Annotated in this window: 13 protein-coding genes and 2 pseudogenes; 4 read left to right on the forward strand and 11 right to left on the reverse strand. The window is 64.2% G+C overall.

The window, feature by feature from the left end; all coding sequences use genetic code 11:
• Nucleotides 1–3: 3 nt before the first annotated feature.
• On the reverse strand, nt 4–465 hold the full coding sequence (locus ACVIHF_RS19450) for a (2Fe-2S)-binding protein (protein WP_057019645.1): 462 nt from the start codon (nt 463–465) through the stop codon (nt 4–6).
• 181 nt (nt 466–646) lie between these two features.
• Here ACVIHF_RS19450 and ACVIHF_RS19455 point away from each other — a divergent pair, with 181 nt between their 5' ends.
• Nucleotides 647–1,528, forward strand: coding sequence for a LysR substrate-binding domain-containing protein (locus ACVIHF_RS19455; protein ID WP_253608062.1), 882 nt, complete (start codon nt 647–649; stop codon nt 1,526–1,528).
• Nucleotides 1,529–1,900: 372 nt separating this feature from the next.
• Nucleotides 1,901–2,407: a hypothetical protein gene (locus ACVIHF_RS19460; protein ID WP_456780340.1), complete on the forward strand. Its 507-nt coding sequence runs from the start codon at nt 1,901–1,903 to the stop codon at nt 2,405–2,407.
• A 78-nt stretch (nt 2,408–2,485) separates the two neighbouring features.
• Here ACVIHF_RS19460 and ACVIHF_RS19465 read toward each other — a convergent pair whose 3' ends face one another.
• From ACVIHF_RS19465 to ACVIHF_RS19505, 9 genes and pseudogenes are all read right to left on the reverse strand, one after another.
• On the reverse strand, nt 2,486–2,923 hold the full coding sequence (locus tag ACVIHF_RS19465) for a DUF5658 family protein (RefSeq protein ID WP_225160229.1): 438 nt from the start codon (nt 2,921–2,923) through the stop codon (nt 2,486–2,488).
• 149 nt (nt 2,924–3,072) lie between these two features.
• Entirely contained in the window at nt 3,073–3,237 is a 165-nt protein-coding gene (locus ACVIHF_RS19470; RefSeq protein WP_168856726.1) for a hypothetical protein, read from the reverse strand.
• A 454-nt stretch (nt 3,238–3,691) separates the two neighbouring features.
• Complete coding sequence (locus tag ACVIHF_RS19475; RefSeq protein ID WP_456780339.1) at nt 3,692–4,600, reverse strand: heme o synthase; 909 nt, start codon at nt 4,598–4,600, stop codon at nt 3,692–3,694.
• A gap of 140 nt (nt 4,601–4,740) precedes the next feature.
• Nucleotides 4,741–5,148 carry a cytochrome C oxidase subunit IV family protein gene (locus tag ACVIHF_RS19480; RefSeq protein ID WP_050384760.1) on the reverse strand — a complete coding sequence of 136 codons (408 nt, stop codon included), beginning with the start codon at nt 5,146–5,148 and terminating at the stop codon, nt 4,741–4,743.
• Nucleotides 5,149–5,156: 8 nt separating this feature from the next.
• A complete protein-coding gene (locus ACVIHF_RS19485) occupies nt 5,157–5,879 on the reverse strand; it encodes a heme-copper oxidase subunit III family protein (protein WP_456792421.1) in 723 nt (240 codons plus the stop codon).
• A 15-nt stretch (nt 5,880–5,894) separates the two neighbouring features.
• A pseudogene (locus ACVIHF_RS19490) lies at nt 5,895–6,464 on the reverse strand (cytochrome c oxidase subunit 3); the annotation flags it as partial.
• 610 nt (nt 6,465–7,074) lie between these two features.
• A pseudogene (locus tag ACVIHF_RS19495) lies at nt 7,075–7,173 on the reverse strand (cytochrome c oxidase subunit 3); the annotation flags it as partial.
• A complete protein-coding gene (gene ctaD / locus ACVIHF_RS19500) occupies nt 7,170–8,945 on the reverse strand; it encodes a cytochrome c oxidase subunit I (protein ID WP_229159874.1) in 1,776 nt (591 codons plus the stop codon). The pseudogene ACVIHF_RS19495 and the gene ctaD, both read right to left, overlap by 4 nt.
• A gap of 83 nt (nt 8,946–9,028) precedes the next feature.
• Nucleotides 9,029–9,862 (reverse strand): cytochrome c oxidase subunit II, encoded by an 834-nt coding sequence (locus ACVIHF_RS19505; protein WP_076831602.1) that lies wholly within the window; start codon nt 9,860–9,862, stop codon nt 9,029–9,031.
• Between the two features lie 546 nt (nt 9,863–10,408).
• On the opposite strand from ACVIHF_RS19505, the gene ACVIHF_RS19510 reads away from it, so the two are divergent.
• The gene (locus tag ACVIHF_RS19510; protein ID WP_026192934.1) at nt 10,409–11,305 is read left to right on the forward strand and encodes a DUF2189 domain-containing protein; all 897 of its coding nucleotides are present in this window, start codon (nt 10,409–10,411) and stop codon (nt 11,303–11,305) included.
• 413 nt (nt 11,306–11,718) lie between these two features.
• On the opposite strand, the gene ACVIHF_RS19515 is transcribed toward ACVIHF_RS19510, so the two are convergent.
• Nucleotides 11,719–13,320 (reverse strand): S10 family peptidase, encoded by a 1,602-nt coding sequence (locus tag ACVIHF_RS19515; protein WP_456780337.1) that lies wholly within the window; start codon nt 13,318–13,320, stop codon nt 11,719–11,721.
• A 163-nt stretch (nt 13,321–13,483) separates the two neighbouring features.
• Between ACVIHF_RS19515 and ACVIHF_RS19520 the strand changes: the two genes are divergently transcribed.
• Entirely contained in the window at nt 13,484–14,263 is a 780-nt protein-coding gene (locus tag ACVIHF_RS19520) for an NAD kinase (protein WP_253608058.1), read from the forward strand.
• Nucleotides 14,264–14,265 lie beyond the last annotated feature (2 nt).

Here is a 14,265-nt window from a genome sequence, read left to right on the forward strand (position 1 = left end):
GGCTCAACCTCCCGACTGCGCGGCTTGCTTGATGGCTTCGCGAATGCGCACGTACGTACCGCAGCGACAGATATTGCCCGACATCGCTTCATCGATATCGGCATCGGTCGGCTTCGGCTTGCCCGCGAGCAGCGCGGAGGCCGACATGATCTGCCCCGACTGGCAGTAGCCGCATTGCGGCACCTCATGCGCGAGCCAGGCGTCCTGGATCTTCTTGCCCGCCGGCGTCATGCCGACCGCCTCGATGGTCGTGATCCTGGAGTCGCCGATGCTGTCGATGGTCGTGATGCAGGAGCGCACCGCGGTATCGTCGAGATGCACCGTGCAGGCGCCGCACAGCGCCATGCCGCAGCCGAACTTGGTGCCGGTCATGCCCAGCACGTCGCGCAACACCCAGAGCAGCGGCGTGTCGCCGTCGGCATCGACCGAATGACTGGTCCCATTGATCGTGATCTGGAAGGGCATCGTGACACTCCTGTCTGGTTCAGGCTCCGGCGGGATTGCGTCCCTCCGGGCGAAATCGGCAGCATTTCGAAGCAATCGGACGGATCATCGCGCTGATTGCTCACTTATGGTAATAAATATAGTTCAGGCACCCCATAAGTAGCGCCTTGATGCGCAGTGAAACAACCATTGGTTTATAATCATGGATCGACTGACCAGCATGTCCGTGTTTGCCCGCGTCGCCGATCTCGGCTCCTTCACCGCGGCGGCCAAGGAGTTGCGGATGTCGCCGACCATGATCGGCAAGCATATCCGCTTTCTCGAGGACCGGCTCGGCTCGCAATTGATCAACCGGTCGACCCGGCGGCAGGGCCTCACCGAGCTCGGCCGCAGCTATCTCGATCACTGCAAGCAATTGCTTGAACAGGCCGAGGCCGGCGATGCGCTGGTCGAGGAGGCCCTGAGCGCGCCGCGCGGCAAGCTCCGCATCGCGACCTCGGTCGCCTTCGGGTCGTACAGCCTGGCGCCTGCACTGGTCCGCTTCATGAAGAAATATCCGGAAGTCTCGGTCGACCTCATCCTCAGCGACAGGATGGTCGATCTGCTCGAGGAAGGGCTGGATGCGGCGATCCGGGTCGGCACGCTGACCGACTCCACCATGATGTCGCGCTCGCTGTCGCCCTATACCGGCGTGGTTTGCGCAGCGCCGAGCTATCTCGCCGAACGCGGCACGCCGACCCATCCGGCAGATCTCGCCCGCCATGAATGCCTACGCTACCCCGGCTGGTCGGACGGGCAACGATGGACCTTCTCCGGGCCGGAGGGCGAAGTGCATGTCGATGTCGCGAGCCGCCTCTTCATCAACAGCGCGTTCGGCATCCGTTACGCGGCGCTGGCGGGCGCCGGCATCGTGCTGATGCGCGACGAGCTGCTGGCCGAGGATATCGCCGCGGGACGGCTGCAGGTCCTGCTGCCGGACTACGCGACGCAGAGCCGCGCGCGCCAGATCTTGTGGCCGAAGCATCGCAAGATGACGCCGAAGCTGCGCGCGCTGATCGACTTCATCGTGGAGACCTACGGCTGAGACAGATCGCCGCGGCCAAACCGCTCAACGCGACTGGCCAAGGTTGTAACGTCGCGACGGAGCGCGTAGGATGAGAATGTGCAATGAGGCCGTCGCGCCGACGCCGGGCGGCTTTCGTTCAAGTGAGGCGCGACATGCTGCCTGCCGAGGTTTGGACGCGCCTTCCCATCTCGAGAATTGAAGATCTGAGCGACGCCGTTCGCGGCGCGGGCCTTGACGCGACCTAGATGTCCAGCGGTCATCTCTCGGGCAGTCTCGTCTTTTCGAGCTCGGACGGCATCGAGTGCGGCAGCGGATTGATCGACGGAGGACAGTGCCGCGCCCACCGGATCGATCGGTGGACGTAACCGAATTTAAGCAGGAGATACACCGATGCTTGACTTGAAGCGTACTACGATGCTTGCAGCGTCCATCCTCACCGCCTCGATCATTGCGGCGATGCCGGTTGAATCCGCGTCTGCAACGCTGCTCGGCGCGATGCCGATCGGTAATCACGTCGCGCAATCATCCGACGTCGTTGCAGTCCGCGCGGCCGGCCGCCGTGGCGGCGCAGCGGTCGGTCCCCGCGGAGGTGCCGTCGTTCACCGTGGTGGCGCAGCCGTTGGGCCGCGCGGTGGCGCCTATCGCGGCCGCACCGCCGTCGTCGGGCCCCGCGGCAACGTCGCGGTTCGCGGCCGGACGGTGGTGGGAGGCGGCGGATGGGCGCGTCCGGGCCGGTATTACTGGCCAAGGGGCGGCGCAATCGCGGCCGGCGCAGCCATCGGGGTCGTGACGGCGGCAACGGCCGCGGCGTGGGCCGGTGCTGCGCCGGCGCCCGGCATGTGCTGGTACTATACCGATCCGTCTCGCACGCAAGGATTCTGGGACTACTGCCAGTAATCGCCGCAGCGGGCGAGCCGATGCGAAGCCAGTGATGTCTCGCGCCTGCCCTGGCGGAGGCACCACTGGTGTTTCTCGCTACTTCGTGCTTGCGATGATCAGAAGATTATTGAGTACGGGCGTGCAGCAAAACGCCGCCACGATCGCGATATTGTAGGGGTTGTTGCTGCGCCAAAGCAGCCACATCATGAAATAAGTCAAGCCGAGCTTCGGGATAAGCCACCAGGGGCCGAGCCATGTCTGAGCGACATGCATGAACGGGTTCAACTCGCCGAGGCCGAGATTCAGGATCGTGTTGGTGGTGTAGAGATCGGCGATGCCGAGAAGCAGCACGGACAGCACGAGGAGCGTCTTGGCGAGGTAACGTGGCCCCAGAATAATCTCGTAAGCAAATGCGGCGCCCCCCGGGACGTTTCGCTTGAACCACGACTGCGCGGCGTCATTGGTCGCGAAAATCTTCAGATGTTCCGGCTCGCCAACGGGCTTGCTTGTGTCGGTATAGACCCAGACTTTCATTCGATTGCTCAAACAACTCTTTTCAAATCATAAAAAGTATCATCTGCCGAGATGGTCATCTCGGGAGACCAAGGTAGCTCTGCCGTCGCCGTAAGGATGATTCCGGAGAGTGGCGTTGCGTTGGCCTCGAGGTGCCGCTTCAGGGCGGTTCAATCGTTGCGGCGCTTCAGGTCCAAGCGTCCGATGCGTTCATCAATCAGTCGATTTAGTTTCTCGTCCCGCCGTGAATTCTTCCTAAACAGCCCGCCATGCAGCCGATAGGCAAGAAGGAGCAGGACAATAGCAGTGCCCCCGAGATAGTAGGACCAGTCCATTCTTGAACCGCGCCTGGTTGCTGCAATGGGCGAAGCTTAGGGCGAGCCTGTCCTACTTGTCCAACGCTATCCTGTGCGCCGCACCTGTCCGTGCCCGAATGGATTGGCCTGATTTATGCTTGGAAATGGCCACATGCGGAGGACGCGCGATGAGGCGGGACCTTTTGGTTATTTGCGGCGGAATGCTGGCCACGGGCGCCATCGCCTGGATCCTGTTGGGCAACCCGACGAGCGGGCCACATATGCACGGGCTCCAGACGATGTCGGCAGATCAAGACTTGAGACTCGTCTCCCAGCGAAGTCCATATATGCGAGACGAGCGCTAGGGCCGTCCCTGGCGGGAGCCCCGCGAAAATTCAATCACTGAGCTGCCCGGCGGCGCAAGCCCGCCCGGCAACAATATTCGCTTTTTCCGAATACCGCCCTGCGCGGCTGTCGATTCGAATGCGTCCAGTCAGTGAGACTGAGCGTAGGGTGCAGCATTCATCAGCAGCCCCCCAAAAAGCAGGACCAGATAGAGCATCGAAAACACGAACAAGCGACGAGCAGGCCGCCTTTCCTTGTCGTCGCTCCGGCGCAACTGCCATGCGAGAAAAATCATGATCGCTCCCAGCGTCGCCGCGGCCGCGCCGTAGCCGGCGCCCGCGAACCCCAGTACACAAGGCAGCAGTGAGATCGGAACCAAGAGCATGCAATAGAGAAGAATCTGGCGCTTTGTTTCTGTCTTGCCAGCCACGACCGGCAACATCGGCACACCGGCACGGGCATATTCTCCAGCAAGATTGAGCGACAGTGCCCAGAAGTGGGGTGGCGTCCAAAGGAAGATGATCAGAAACAGGATGAGCGGCTCGAGCCCGACATGTCCCGTGACCGCAGCCCAGCCAATCACCGGAGGGAGCGCGCCGGCGGCACCGCCAATGACGATATTCTGCGGCGTTCGGCGTTTGAGCCACATCGTGTAGACGACGACGTAGAAGAAGATTGTGAAAGCAAGCAGCGCAGCAGCGGCCATGTTCAGCAAGGTGCCGAGGGCCAGGACCGCGCACGTGCCGAGCATCAATCCGAAGACCAATGCTTCCGGGCGCGATATGCGGCCGCTGGGAATTGGACGGATGGCGGTGCGCGCCATCACCGCATCGATGTCGGCGTCGTACCACATATTGAGCGCAGCTGCGGCGCCAGCTCCCGCGGCTATGCAAAGAAGAGCGGCGAACCCGGTGAAGGGATCGATGCCGCCTGGTGCGACCATGAGACCGACCAGTGCGGTAAAGACGACCAGCGACATCACGCGCGGTTTCGTCAGTGCGACGTAGTCTCCGATGTTGGCATAGCTCCGGCGAAGAATTGAACGATTGATTTGCACGAGACTAATTCCTCGTCGGTTCGAAAAAACCATCGGCCAAAGGCCTGCATCGCAGGGTTCCGGACGATCTGGCGAGTCCTCCGCCTTCAGGACGCCTTGCCTTGTCCAGCATGACCCACGCGGTCATGGCCGTCCCATTCTTAGCTTGCTGACGCGAAGAACATGACCCGAAGCAGGTGCGTATAGTCGGATTCGAACATCATGATCCCGACAAAAACCAGCACCAGCACCGGCGGCAACAGGATGGCGTAGGCCAACGCCAACCGCTCCCAGGCCATGTGCATGAATACAGCGACGATCAGGCCGGCCTTCAGCACCATGAACAGCAGGATCAGCGACCATCGCAGGTGGCCGTGGATACCAAAATAGTCGACGAGATAGGAGCAAGTGCTGAGCACGAACAACCATCCCCAGACCACGAGATAGAGCTTGATCGGGTGCTGCTGGCCCTCTGCATGCGCGGCGCCCGATGCCACCGCACCATGCACATAGCTGTGTAGCGCATGCTGTGCTGCCTGCCCTTCCACATGTACCGCTGCTTCTGTCATGCGCGACCTCACCAGAGATAAAAGAGGGCAAAGATGAACACCCAGACCAGATCGACGAAATGCCAGTACAGGCCCATGATTTCGACGATCTCGTAGTAGCCCTTGCGGCTCGTGAAAAAGCCGCGCCGCTCGACGTCGAAGTCTCCCCGCCAAACCTTTCGCGCGATGGCGATCAGGAAGATCACACCGATGGTCACGTGGGTGCCGTGGAAGCCGGTGATCATGAAGAAGGAAGCGCCAAATTGCGGTGCGCCCCACGGGTTGCCCCAGGGCCGCACGCCCTCCATGATCAGCTTGGTCCATTCGAAAGCCTGCATTCCGACGAACGTCGCGCCGAATGCCGCGGTGGCCAGCATCAAGGCGGCCGTTTTGACGCGATCCCGGCGGTAACCGAAGTTGACGGCCATCGCCATCGTCCCGCTGCTGCTGATCAGGATGAAGGTCATGATCGCGATCAGGATGAGCGGGATGTGCTGACCGCCGATATTGAGCGCGAATACTTCGCTGGGGTTGGGCCACGGCACGGTCGTCGACATTCGCGCCGTCATGTACGACAGCAGGAAGCAGCTGAAGATGAAGGTGTCGCTCAGAAGGAAGATCCACATCATGGCCTTCCCCCAGGACACGTTCTTGAACGCGCGCTGGTCCGAGGCCCAGTCGGCGGCGATGCCGCGCAATCCGGGTATCGTTCCGGGCAGCGCCTTGGGGGTTGCGAATGTGGTTTCGGTCATCGCTTCCTGCCCTCGCTAGGTGAGCAACTGGCGACAGATGTCGACGAAATTGTCGGTCCAGCCCGTCAGCAGGCCGAGCAGGACCAGCCAGACCAACAACAGGAAATGCCAGTAGATGGTACAAAGCTCGACGCTCAGGCGCATCTGCGTCATCGGCGCGCCGCGCCACAGTTTTACGGTCGCCCTGCCGAGCGCCACCAGGCCGCCGGTCACGTGCAGCCCGTGGAGCGCGGTGATCAGATAGAAAAAGGAATTGGCCGGATTCGACGCCATGACATAGCCGGCGACATTGAGCTGCTGCCACACCACGAGCTGCCCGATCAGGAACATCACGGCCGATGCACCGCCGACCAAGAGGCCCGCGATCAGGCCCTCATGGTCGTCGCGGCGCGCGGCCATCAGCGCCCATTGCAGCGCCACGCTGCTGATGACGAGGACGCCGGTGTTGAACCAGACTAACTTCGGCAGCGGCAACTCGCGCCAGTCCACCATGGTGGTGCGCATCGAGTAGGCGCTGATCAGGAGCGCGAACAGCGAGCCGACCACCGCGAGAAAAACACCGAGGCCGATTTTCGCCGCCGGCACCGAAGAGCCGAGATCGCCGCGAAGATCCACGGCAATGCCCCCCCCCCCCCCCCCCCCCCCCCCCCCCCCCCCCCCCCCCCCCCCCCCCCCCCCCCCCCCCCCCCCCCCCCCCCCCCCCCCCCCCCCCCCCCCCCCCCCCCCCCCCCCCCCCCCCCCCCCCCCCCCCCCCCCCCCCCCCCCCCCCCCCCCCCCCCCCCCCCCCCCCCCCCCCCCCCCCCCCCCCCCCCCCCCCCCCCCCCCCCCCCCCCCCCCCCCCCCCCCCCCCCCCCCCCCCCCCCCCCCCCCCCCCCCCCCCCCCCCCCCCCCCCCCCCCCCCCCCCCCCCCCCCCCCCCCCCCCCCCCCCCCCCCCCCCCCCCCCCCCCCCCCCCCCCCCCCCCCCCCCCCCCCCCCCCCCCCCCCCCCCCCCCCCCCCCCCCCCCCCCCCCCCCCCCCCCCCCCCCCCCCCCCCCCCCCCCCCCCCCCCCCCCCCCCCCCCCCCCCCCCCCCCCCCCCCCCCCCCCCCCCCCCCCCCCCCCCCCCCCCCCCCCCCCCCCCCCCCCCCCCCCCCCCCCCCCCCCCCCCCCCCCCCCCCCCCCCCCCCCCCCCCCCCCCCCCCCCCCCCCCCCCCCCGCCCTGCTCCAGCCACGGCTTGGCGGCCAGCCGTTGCTGCGAGAGCCACCATCCCGCGATCGCTGCAATCGTAGCAATGAACAGGACGATGGCACTCACGGATGGGCTCCCTGGGCCAGCACCTTGGCCGGCGGTTCATTCTGCGGGATGAAGTCCCTCGCGGAACCGGGCACGCTGTAATCGTAAGCCCAGCGATAGACGACGGGGAGCTCCTTGCCCCAGTTGCCGTGCCCCGGCGGGGTCTCCGGCGTCTGCCATTCCAGCGAGGTGGCACCCCAGGGATTGCCGCCCGCCTCTCTTCCCTTGAACAGGCTCCAGACCAGATTGAACAGGAAGACGAGCTGGGCGAACCCGACAATCAGCGCCGCCACGCTCATGAACGCATTGAGGTCATGGGCGGAGGCCGGGACGAACGAGGTCTCGCCGATGTCGTGATAGCGACGCGGCATCCCGAGCAGGCCAAGATAATGCATCGGGAAGAACACCGCATAGGCTCCGATGAACGTCACCCAGAAGTGGAAGCGTCCGAGCGCGTCATTGAGCATCCGCCCGGTGACTTTCGGATACCAATGATAGATCCCGCCGAACACGGCCATGATCGGCGCAATCCCCATCACCATGTGGAAGTGCGCGACGACGAACATCGTATCCGACAGTGGAACGTCGACGACAACGTTGCCGAGGAACAGCCCCGTCAGGCCGCCATTGACGAAGGTGACGATGAAGCCGAGCGCAAACAGCATCGGCACCGTGAGATGGATGTCACCGCGCCAAAGCGTCAGCACCCAGTTGTAGACCTTGATCGCGGTCGGGATCGCGATGATGAGCGTCGTGGTGGCGAAGAAGAACCCGAAATACGGGTGCATGCCGCTGACATACATGTGGTGCGCCCACACAACGAAGCTCAGCGCCCCGATCGCCACGATCGCCCAGACCATCATGCGATAGCCGAAGATGTTCTTGCGCGCGTGCGTACTGATCAGATCCGAGATGATGCCGAACGCCGGTAGCGCGACGATGTAGACCTCGGGATGGCCGAAGAACCAGAACAAATGCTGGAACAGGATCGGGCTGCCGCCGCCATACTTGGTCAGCTGGCCCATCTCGACCAGTGTCGGCATGAAGAAGCTGGTTCCAAGGAGGCGGTCCAGCAGCAGCATCACCGAGGCCACGAACAGTGCCGGGAACGCCAGCAGCGCCATCACGGTGGCGGTGAAGATGCCCCACACCGTCAAGGGCATGCGCATCAAGGTCATGCCGCGGGTGCGGGCCTGCAATACTGTTACCACGTAATTGAGCCCGCCCATCGTGAAGCCGATGATGAACAGGATCAGCGAGGCCAGCATGAGAACGATGCCCCAGTCCTGCCCGGGGGTACCGGAGAGAATCGCCTGGGGTGGATAAAGCGTCCAACCGGCGCCGGTCGGCCCGCCCGGCACGAAGAACGTCGCGGCCAGCACCAGCACCGCGAGCAGGTAGACCCAATAGCTCAGCATGTTCACGTAGGGGAAGACCATGTCCCGCGCGCCAACCATCAGCGGGATGAGGTAGTTGCCGAAGCCGCCAAGGAACAACGCCGTGAGCAGGTAGATCACCATGATCATGCCGTGCATGGTGATGAACTGAAGGTACTGGTTGGCATCGATAAAGGAGAACGTGCCGGGAAACCCCAGTTGCAGCCGCATCATCCACGACAGCACCAGCGCAACCATTCCGATCGACATCGCCGTGATCGAGTACTGGACGGCGATCACCTTGGCGTCTTGCGAAAAGACGTACCTCGTCCACCAGCTGTGCGGATGATAGAGCTCGACCTCACCTACTTCGGCGGGCGGGATGCCTGCGACCTCATCAAACGGGATATCGACCATCGGAATACCCTCCTTGGTCTTCCGCTCAGCGACGAGTTCACTTCATATCCGGCCGAACATCCGGCCGATCCTCGTCGGCATGTTCATTCGCTGCCAGTCTTGTACGCGGCCTTCGCGACGTTGCGCTGGCCGGACAAGGCGGCGAACGTGTGCTGCTTGTCCAGCCACGCGTGATATTCCTTCTCTTCTTCCACGACGACCTTGCTGCGCATCTGTGCGTGCGCGGCACCGCAAAGCTCCGCGCAGAGGACGTCGAAGGTTCCGGTCCGGGTCGGCGTGAGCCAGTAGTAGGTCACCGAGCCAGGGATCATATCCATCTTCGCCCGGAACTCGGGCACGTAGAAATCATGCAGGACGTCGATCGAGCGGAGCAGCACCTTCACCGGCTTCCCGACCGGCAGATGCAGATCCTCGTTTTGCACGACGATGTCGTCCTGCCCGTTCGGATCATTGGGATTCAACCCGAGTGGATTGTCGGAGCTGATCAGGCGCGCATCTGAGGTGCCGAGCCGGCCGTCCTTTCCCGGAAGCCGATAACTCCACATCCACTGTTGTCCGACGACCTCGACGTCGGTCGCGTCGGCGGGAACGGTGACGAACTGGTGCCAGACGATGAGGCCCGGCGCCAGCATGGCGACGACGCCGATCGCGGTGCCGATGCTGAGCCACCATTCGAGCTTCTTGTTCTCGGGATTGTAGTGGGCGCGCCGTCCCTCGGTGTGGTGAAAGCGCAGGACGCAATAGGCCATGAACACGATCACCGCGCAGAACACCGCTCCGGTGATCCAGAATGTCAGGTTGATCGTGTGGTCGATATAGCTCCAGTTCGAGGCAATCGGGGTCCACCACCAGGGGCTGTAGAGGTGGAACAGCACCGAGGCGACGGCAACCAGGAGCAGTAAAATCGCTACAGCCATCCCTCATTCCTCCTTGCCATTGAAGGCTGCGGAGACGAACGAAAGGGCGGAGCTCACGTCAGAGGGATGGTCTCACGTTCACCATCACCGTGGCTTTTGCCTCGCCCATTCTGCCGGTCGCGATGCTGGGACATGACAAAAACTCAACGTCACGGCCGCAACCTCATCGGAGCTGGGGGCGTCAAGCATCAACATGGTACCCATCGAGCCAGACGTCAATAGAGGAGTAATGCCCGCCGCTGTCCGGCGCGTGTTGGCGGGAATGCATTGGATGCCGCGAACACTGATCGGCCCTCCCCAATCGCATGGTGCATCGCAAGACCTCGTTTGTGCATCTGCACAATTCTCCCGACCGCATTCGCCACCTTGCTTCTGCCGCGCATCGGACTAGTTTTACTTGACCGGTTGCGACAGACGTCGTCCGGCAAGCTCCTTCTGGTTGAATCTGATTTGCCGGACTCAGTCGCGATTTTCGCGCATGAGGCGGATGTGCGTGTGTTGATGGCGCTCCGTTCCCCTGCGGCCACAAGCAAGGAGACCGGAACCATGACCACGGTGTTCGCACGACCCAAGCTGCAATTGTTTGGCGTCTCTACCGCCTTCGTCGTTCGCAAGATCAGCCTTTCCGACCTGGGCGACGCGTTGCGCCTCGGCTGGGAAGACTTCAAGGCCATCCCGACCCACGCAATCGTCCTGTGCGTGATGTATCCCGTGCTCGGACTTGTCCTGTTCAGACTTGTGCTTGGCTATTCGGTGCTGCCGCTGCTGTTTCCGCTCGCCGCCGGCTTCGCCCTGATCGGTCCTTTCGCCGGCCTCGGCCTTTACGAACTGAGCCGACGGCGCGAACGCGGAGAGGAGCCAGGAGCCTGGGATGCGATGCAGGTGCTGCGCGCGCCGTCGTTCGGCGCCATGTTCGAACTTGGCGTTCTTCTGTTCGTTCTGTTCGGGGTCTGGATCGCCACCGCGGACGCGATCTACATCATGACGTTCGGTTATGCGCCGGCTGCGAGCATCCCTGATTTCGCAAAGCGCGTGTTGACGACGCCCGAAGGCTGGTCGCTCATCATCGTCGGATGCGGCGTCGGCTTCCTTTTCGCCTTGGTTGCCCTGTGCGTCAGCGTCGTCTCCTTTCCACTGATGCTCGACCGTCATGCGACCGCGATCGATGCGATCCGCACCTCGATACGGGCCGTGATGATGAATCCAATTGAGATGGCCGCGTGGGGATTGATCGTTGCGGTATTGCTGGCCGTGGGCTCACTGCCATTCTTCGTCGGTCTCTGCGTCGTTCTGCCGGTGCTTGGTCATGCGACCTGGCATCTTTACAGGAAGGTGGTCGAGCCTGACCGGAATCCTCCGCAAGAAGAGCCCCGCCCGCCGATCGGTCACCGCTACGCGGCCGATTTCCCGGCCTCCCTCTTCCCGTGGAGCCGTGAGCGCTAAGCGTTTTCGCGCGAAGCGGCTACCGGTTCGCGTGAAGAAAACGCGTCAAAACAAGAACCGGCGCGAGCTTGATCGCTCCCGCGGCAAGCGGACGTAATTTATTGTCGCGCCGCGGCCTGGCCGGCGACGAACCCCGACATTCCGCGAACCATTGCGCGATGTTGGAACGACGAGGTCCGCTCCCAACTTCCGCTGCGGACTTTCGCCGGGACGACGAAGGTGGATGTCGGCCGTGTCACACTATCGATGTCGTCCTGGCGAAAGCCAGGACCCATTACCCCAAGCGGCATTTGTTGCGCGACGCCGGGGCCGCGATCCCGTTCACAATCGAATTTGGTGGTTATAGGTCCTGGCTTTCGCCAGGACGACGACCGTATTTGCAGCGACGGCGCAATCCACACCGCCACATCCCCTTACCTCATCAGCGCCTCGACCTCCTTGCGGAACGCCTGGCGCGAGCCGTCGCGGGAGTAGAACATGTGGCCGCCGGGATAGACCGCGAGCCTGGTGCGGCTCGGGCCCGCGAAGGCCGGCAACTGATCGAGGATGATCTTCGAGGCGAAGTACGGCGTGGCGAGATCGAACAGGCCGTGGCCGACCAGGAGTTTCAGGTTGGGGTCGAGCGCCAGCGCCTGGCGAAGCTGCGTCACCGACTCCGCCGGACTGATGCCGTGACCGAACTCCCAGGCCTTGTTCACGCTTTCGCTGAGCAGATGATAGGAGCCGTCCGGCCGCCAGTTCAGCTTGCGCGTGGTGAGGTCGACGGCGGCGCTGGTCAAAGGCGCCATCAGCGGATCGCCGGACGGATCGTTGAAGCGGAAATAGCTGGAATCCGGATAGGGATCGAAGCCCTCGATGGAGGCGTCGTAGCGGCCGGTCACCTTGCCGCTCTTGCGATCGAACTCGCGGCGGAATTCGCCGATGTCGAAGCGGCCGGCCAGCCTGCGGCTCACCACCTGATCGATCCCGGTCAGGCTTGCGACCTTGTCGGCGAGCCGCGTGGTGGCCTCGGTGTCGGCCTGCCCCTTGACGAGGTCGAGCAGGAAATCGCCGCGCGCGTAGCTCTCGACGTCGGCGAGATCCTCGCGCGTCACCGGGCCCTTTGCCTGTCGCGCGACCGCCGCCATGGTCGGCAGGCTTGCGACATATTGCAGGAGGCTGGAGCCGGTATATTCGCGGAAATCGAGCACCGGCGAGATCAGCACCAGGCCGCGGACGCCGACGCCCTGCTGCATCTGCAAATTGCGCACCACCTTGGGCCCGCGAATGCCGCCATAGCTTTCGCCGACGAGATATTTCGGCGAGGTCAGCCGGTCGTATTTCTCCAGCCAGCGGCGGATCACCAGCGCGACCGAATTGGCGTCGCCGTCGACGGTGAAGAAGCGCTTGCGCGCCTCCTCCGAGGTGGTGACAAAGCGGCTGTAGCCGGTGCCGACAGGGTCGATGAAGACGAGATCGGTGAAATCGAGCCAGGTATCGGCATTGGCCTGCAGCTCGGGCGCGGCCGAGGACACCGCGCCGTCGAACGGCAGCCGCCACGGCCCGACATTGCCCAATTGCAGCCAGGCCGACGCGGAGCCCGGACCGCCGTTGAACAGGAAGGTCACCGGCCGGTTCGCCTTCTCGGCGCCGTCGAGCTGGTAGGACGTATAAGCGATGTCGGCCAGCGGCTCGCCCTTGTCGTCGAACACGCGGATCGAACCCGCGGTCGCGCTGAAGTTAAGGGTACGGTTCGGCAGCGCGACCGATTGCTTGGTCGTGGAGTCCGGCGGCAGGCGGTGCTGCTCGGCTGCAGGGGCATTGGCAGCAGTGCCGGCGCCGGAGCCGGCCTCGCCGCCGCGTCCTGCCCGCCCTTTCTGGCCGCTCGGGTTCTGACCACCTGGGTTCTGGCCGCTTGGGGCCTGCGCGCTCGGCGACGGCGATGGCTGCGGGACGTCATCGTCGGCTCGCGCCGCGGTCGCAAGGCAGGCCACCAGCAACGCCGCGGCGAACCGTGTCGCAAGACTGTTAGCCATATCGTTCACTCCCCGCGCCCCAATTTACGCAATCCAGCAACAAACTGCGCTAGTTTGGCGGCGCCGGCGTGGCATGCGGTCCGTTCCCGGACCATCTCGACAAGGCCGCCCGGGATGTATAGACGAGCGCGGCGTGTTCCGTGCCAAACGAGTTCGTGAGCGAATGGCCAGCTCCAAGCGGTATGACAAGATCGCCTTCGTCGCCAGCGCGAGCGTGGAAGCGCAGTCGGCGCTCGAGCAGCTGACGGAAATGTACGGCAACCATCTACCCGCGGATGCCGACGTCGTGGTCGCGCTCGGCGGCGACGGTTTGATGCTGCAGACGCTGCACGCCAACATGCGCAGCGGCAAGCCGATCTACGGCATGCACCGCGGCACGGTCGGCTTCCTGATGAACGAATATTCGACGCATGATCTGCGCGCCCGGCTTGCCGCCGCGCGGGAGTCGCTGATCAATCCGCTGTTGATGCGCGCGACCGACATCCACGGCGCCGTGCATCTGCATCATGCCATCAACGAGGTCGCGTTGTTCCGGCAGACCTACCAGGTCGCCAAGCTGCGCATCCTGATCGACGAGCACGAGCGGATGCCCGAGCTGATGGCCGACGGCATCCTGGTGGCGACGCCGGCCGGATCGACCGCCTACAACCTCTCCGCCCAGGGGCCAATCCTGCCGATCAACGCGGCGCTGTTGGCGCTGACCCCGATCAGCGCGTTCCGGCCGCGGCGCTGGCGCGGCGCGCTGCTGCCGAATTCCGCCTTCGTGGTGATCGAGGTGATCGAGGGCGAGAAGCGCCCGGTCGCCGCGGTCGCCGATCATGACGAGGTCCGCGACGTCCGCCGGGTCGAGGTGTTGTCCGACAAGACGATCGCGATGCGGATGCTGTTCGACCCCGGCCACTCGCTGGAAGAACGCATCCTGCGCGAGCAGTTCGGCTACTGACG

The organism is Bradyrhizobium sp. USDA 4506 (genome assembly GCF_054058795.1).

Excerpts from the sequence above, each read along its gene's own strand:
- ACVIHF_RS19450 (WP_057019645.1), bottom strand. The coding sequence starts at position 465 with ATGCCCTTCCAGATCACGATCAATGGGACCAGTCATTCGGTCGATGCC.
- ACVIHF_RS19455 (WP_253608062.1), top strand. The coding sequence starts at position 647 with ATGGATCGACTGACCAGCATGTCCGTGTTTGCCCGCGTCGCCGATCTC.
- ACVIHF_RS19460 (WP_456780340.1), top strand. The coding sequence starts at position 1,901 with ATGCTTGACTTGAAGCGTACTACGATGCTTGCAGCGTCCATCCTCACC.
- ACVIHF_RS19465 (WP_225160229.1), bottom strand. The coding sequence starts at position 2,923 with ATGAAAGTCTGGGTCTATACCGACACAAGCAAGCCCGTTGGCGAGCCG.
- ACVIHF_RS19470 (WP_168856726.1), bottom strand. The coding sequence starts at position 3,237 with ATGGACTGGTCCTACTATCTCGGGGGCACTGCTATTGTCCTGCTCCTT.
- ACVIHF_RS19480 (WP_050384760.1), bottom strand. The coding sequence starts at position 5,148 with ATGACAGAAGCAGCGGTACATGTGGAAGGGCAGGCAGCACAGCATGCG.
- ACVIHF_RS19485 (WP_456792421.1), bottom strand. The coding sequence starts at position 5,879 with ATGACCGAAACCACATTCGCAACCCCCAAGGCGCTGCCCGGAACGATA.
- ctaD (WP_229159874.1), bottom strand. The coding sequence starts at position 8,945 with ATGGTCGATATCCCGTTTGATGAGGTCGCAGGCATCCCGCCCGCCGAA.
- ACVIHF_RS19505 (WP_076831602.1), bottom strand. The coding sequence starts at position 9,862 with ATGGCTGTAGCGATTTTACTGCTCCTGGTTGCCGTCGCCTCGGTGCTG.
- ACVIHF_RS19510 (WP_026192934.1), top strand. The coding sequence starts at position 10,409 with ATGACCACGGTGTTCGCACGACCCAAGCTGCAATTGTTTGGCGTCTCT.
- ACVIHF_RS19515 (WP_456780337.1), bottom strand. The coding sequence starts at position 13,320 with ATGGCTAACAGTCTTGCGACACGGTTCGCCGCGGCGTTGCTGGTGGCC.
- ACVIHF_RS19520 (WP_253608058.1), top strand. The coding sequence starts at position 13,484 with ATGGCCAGCTCCAAGCGGTATGACAAGATCGCCTTCGTCGCCAGCGCG.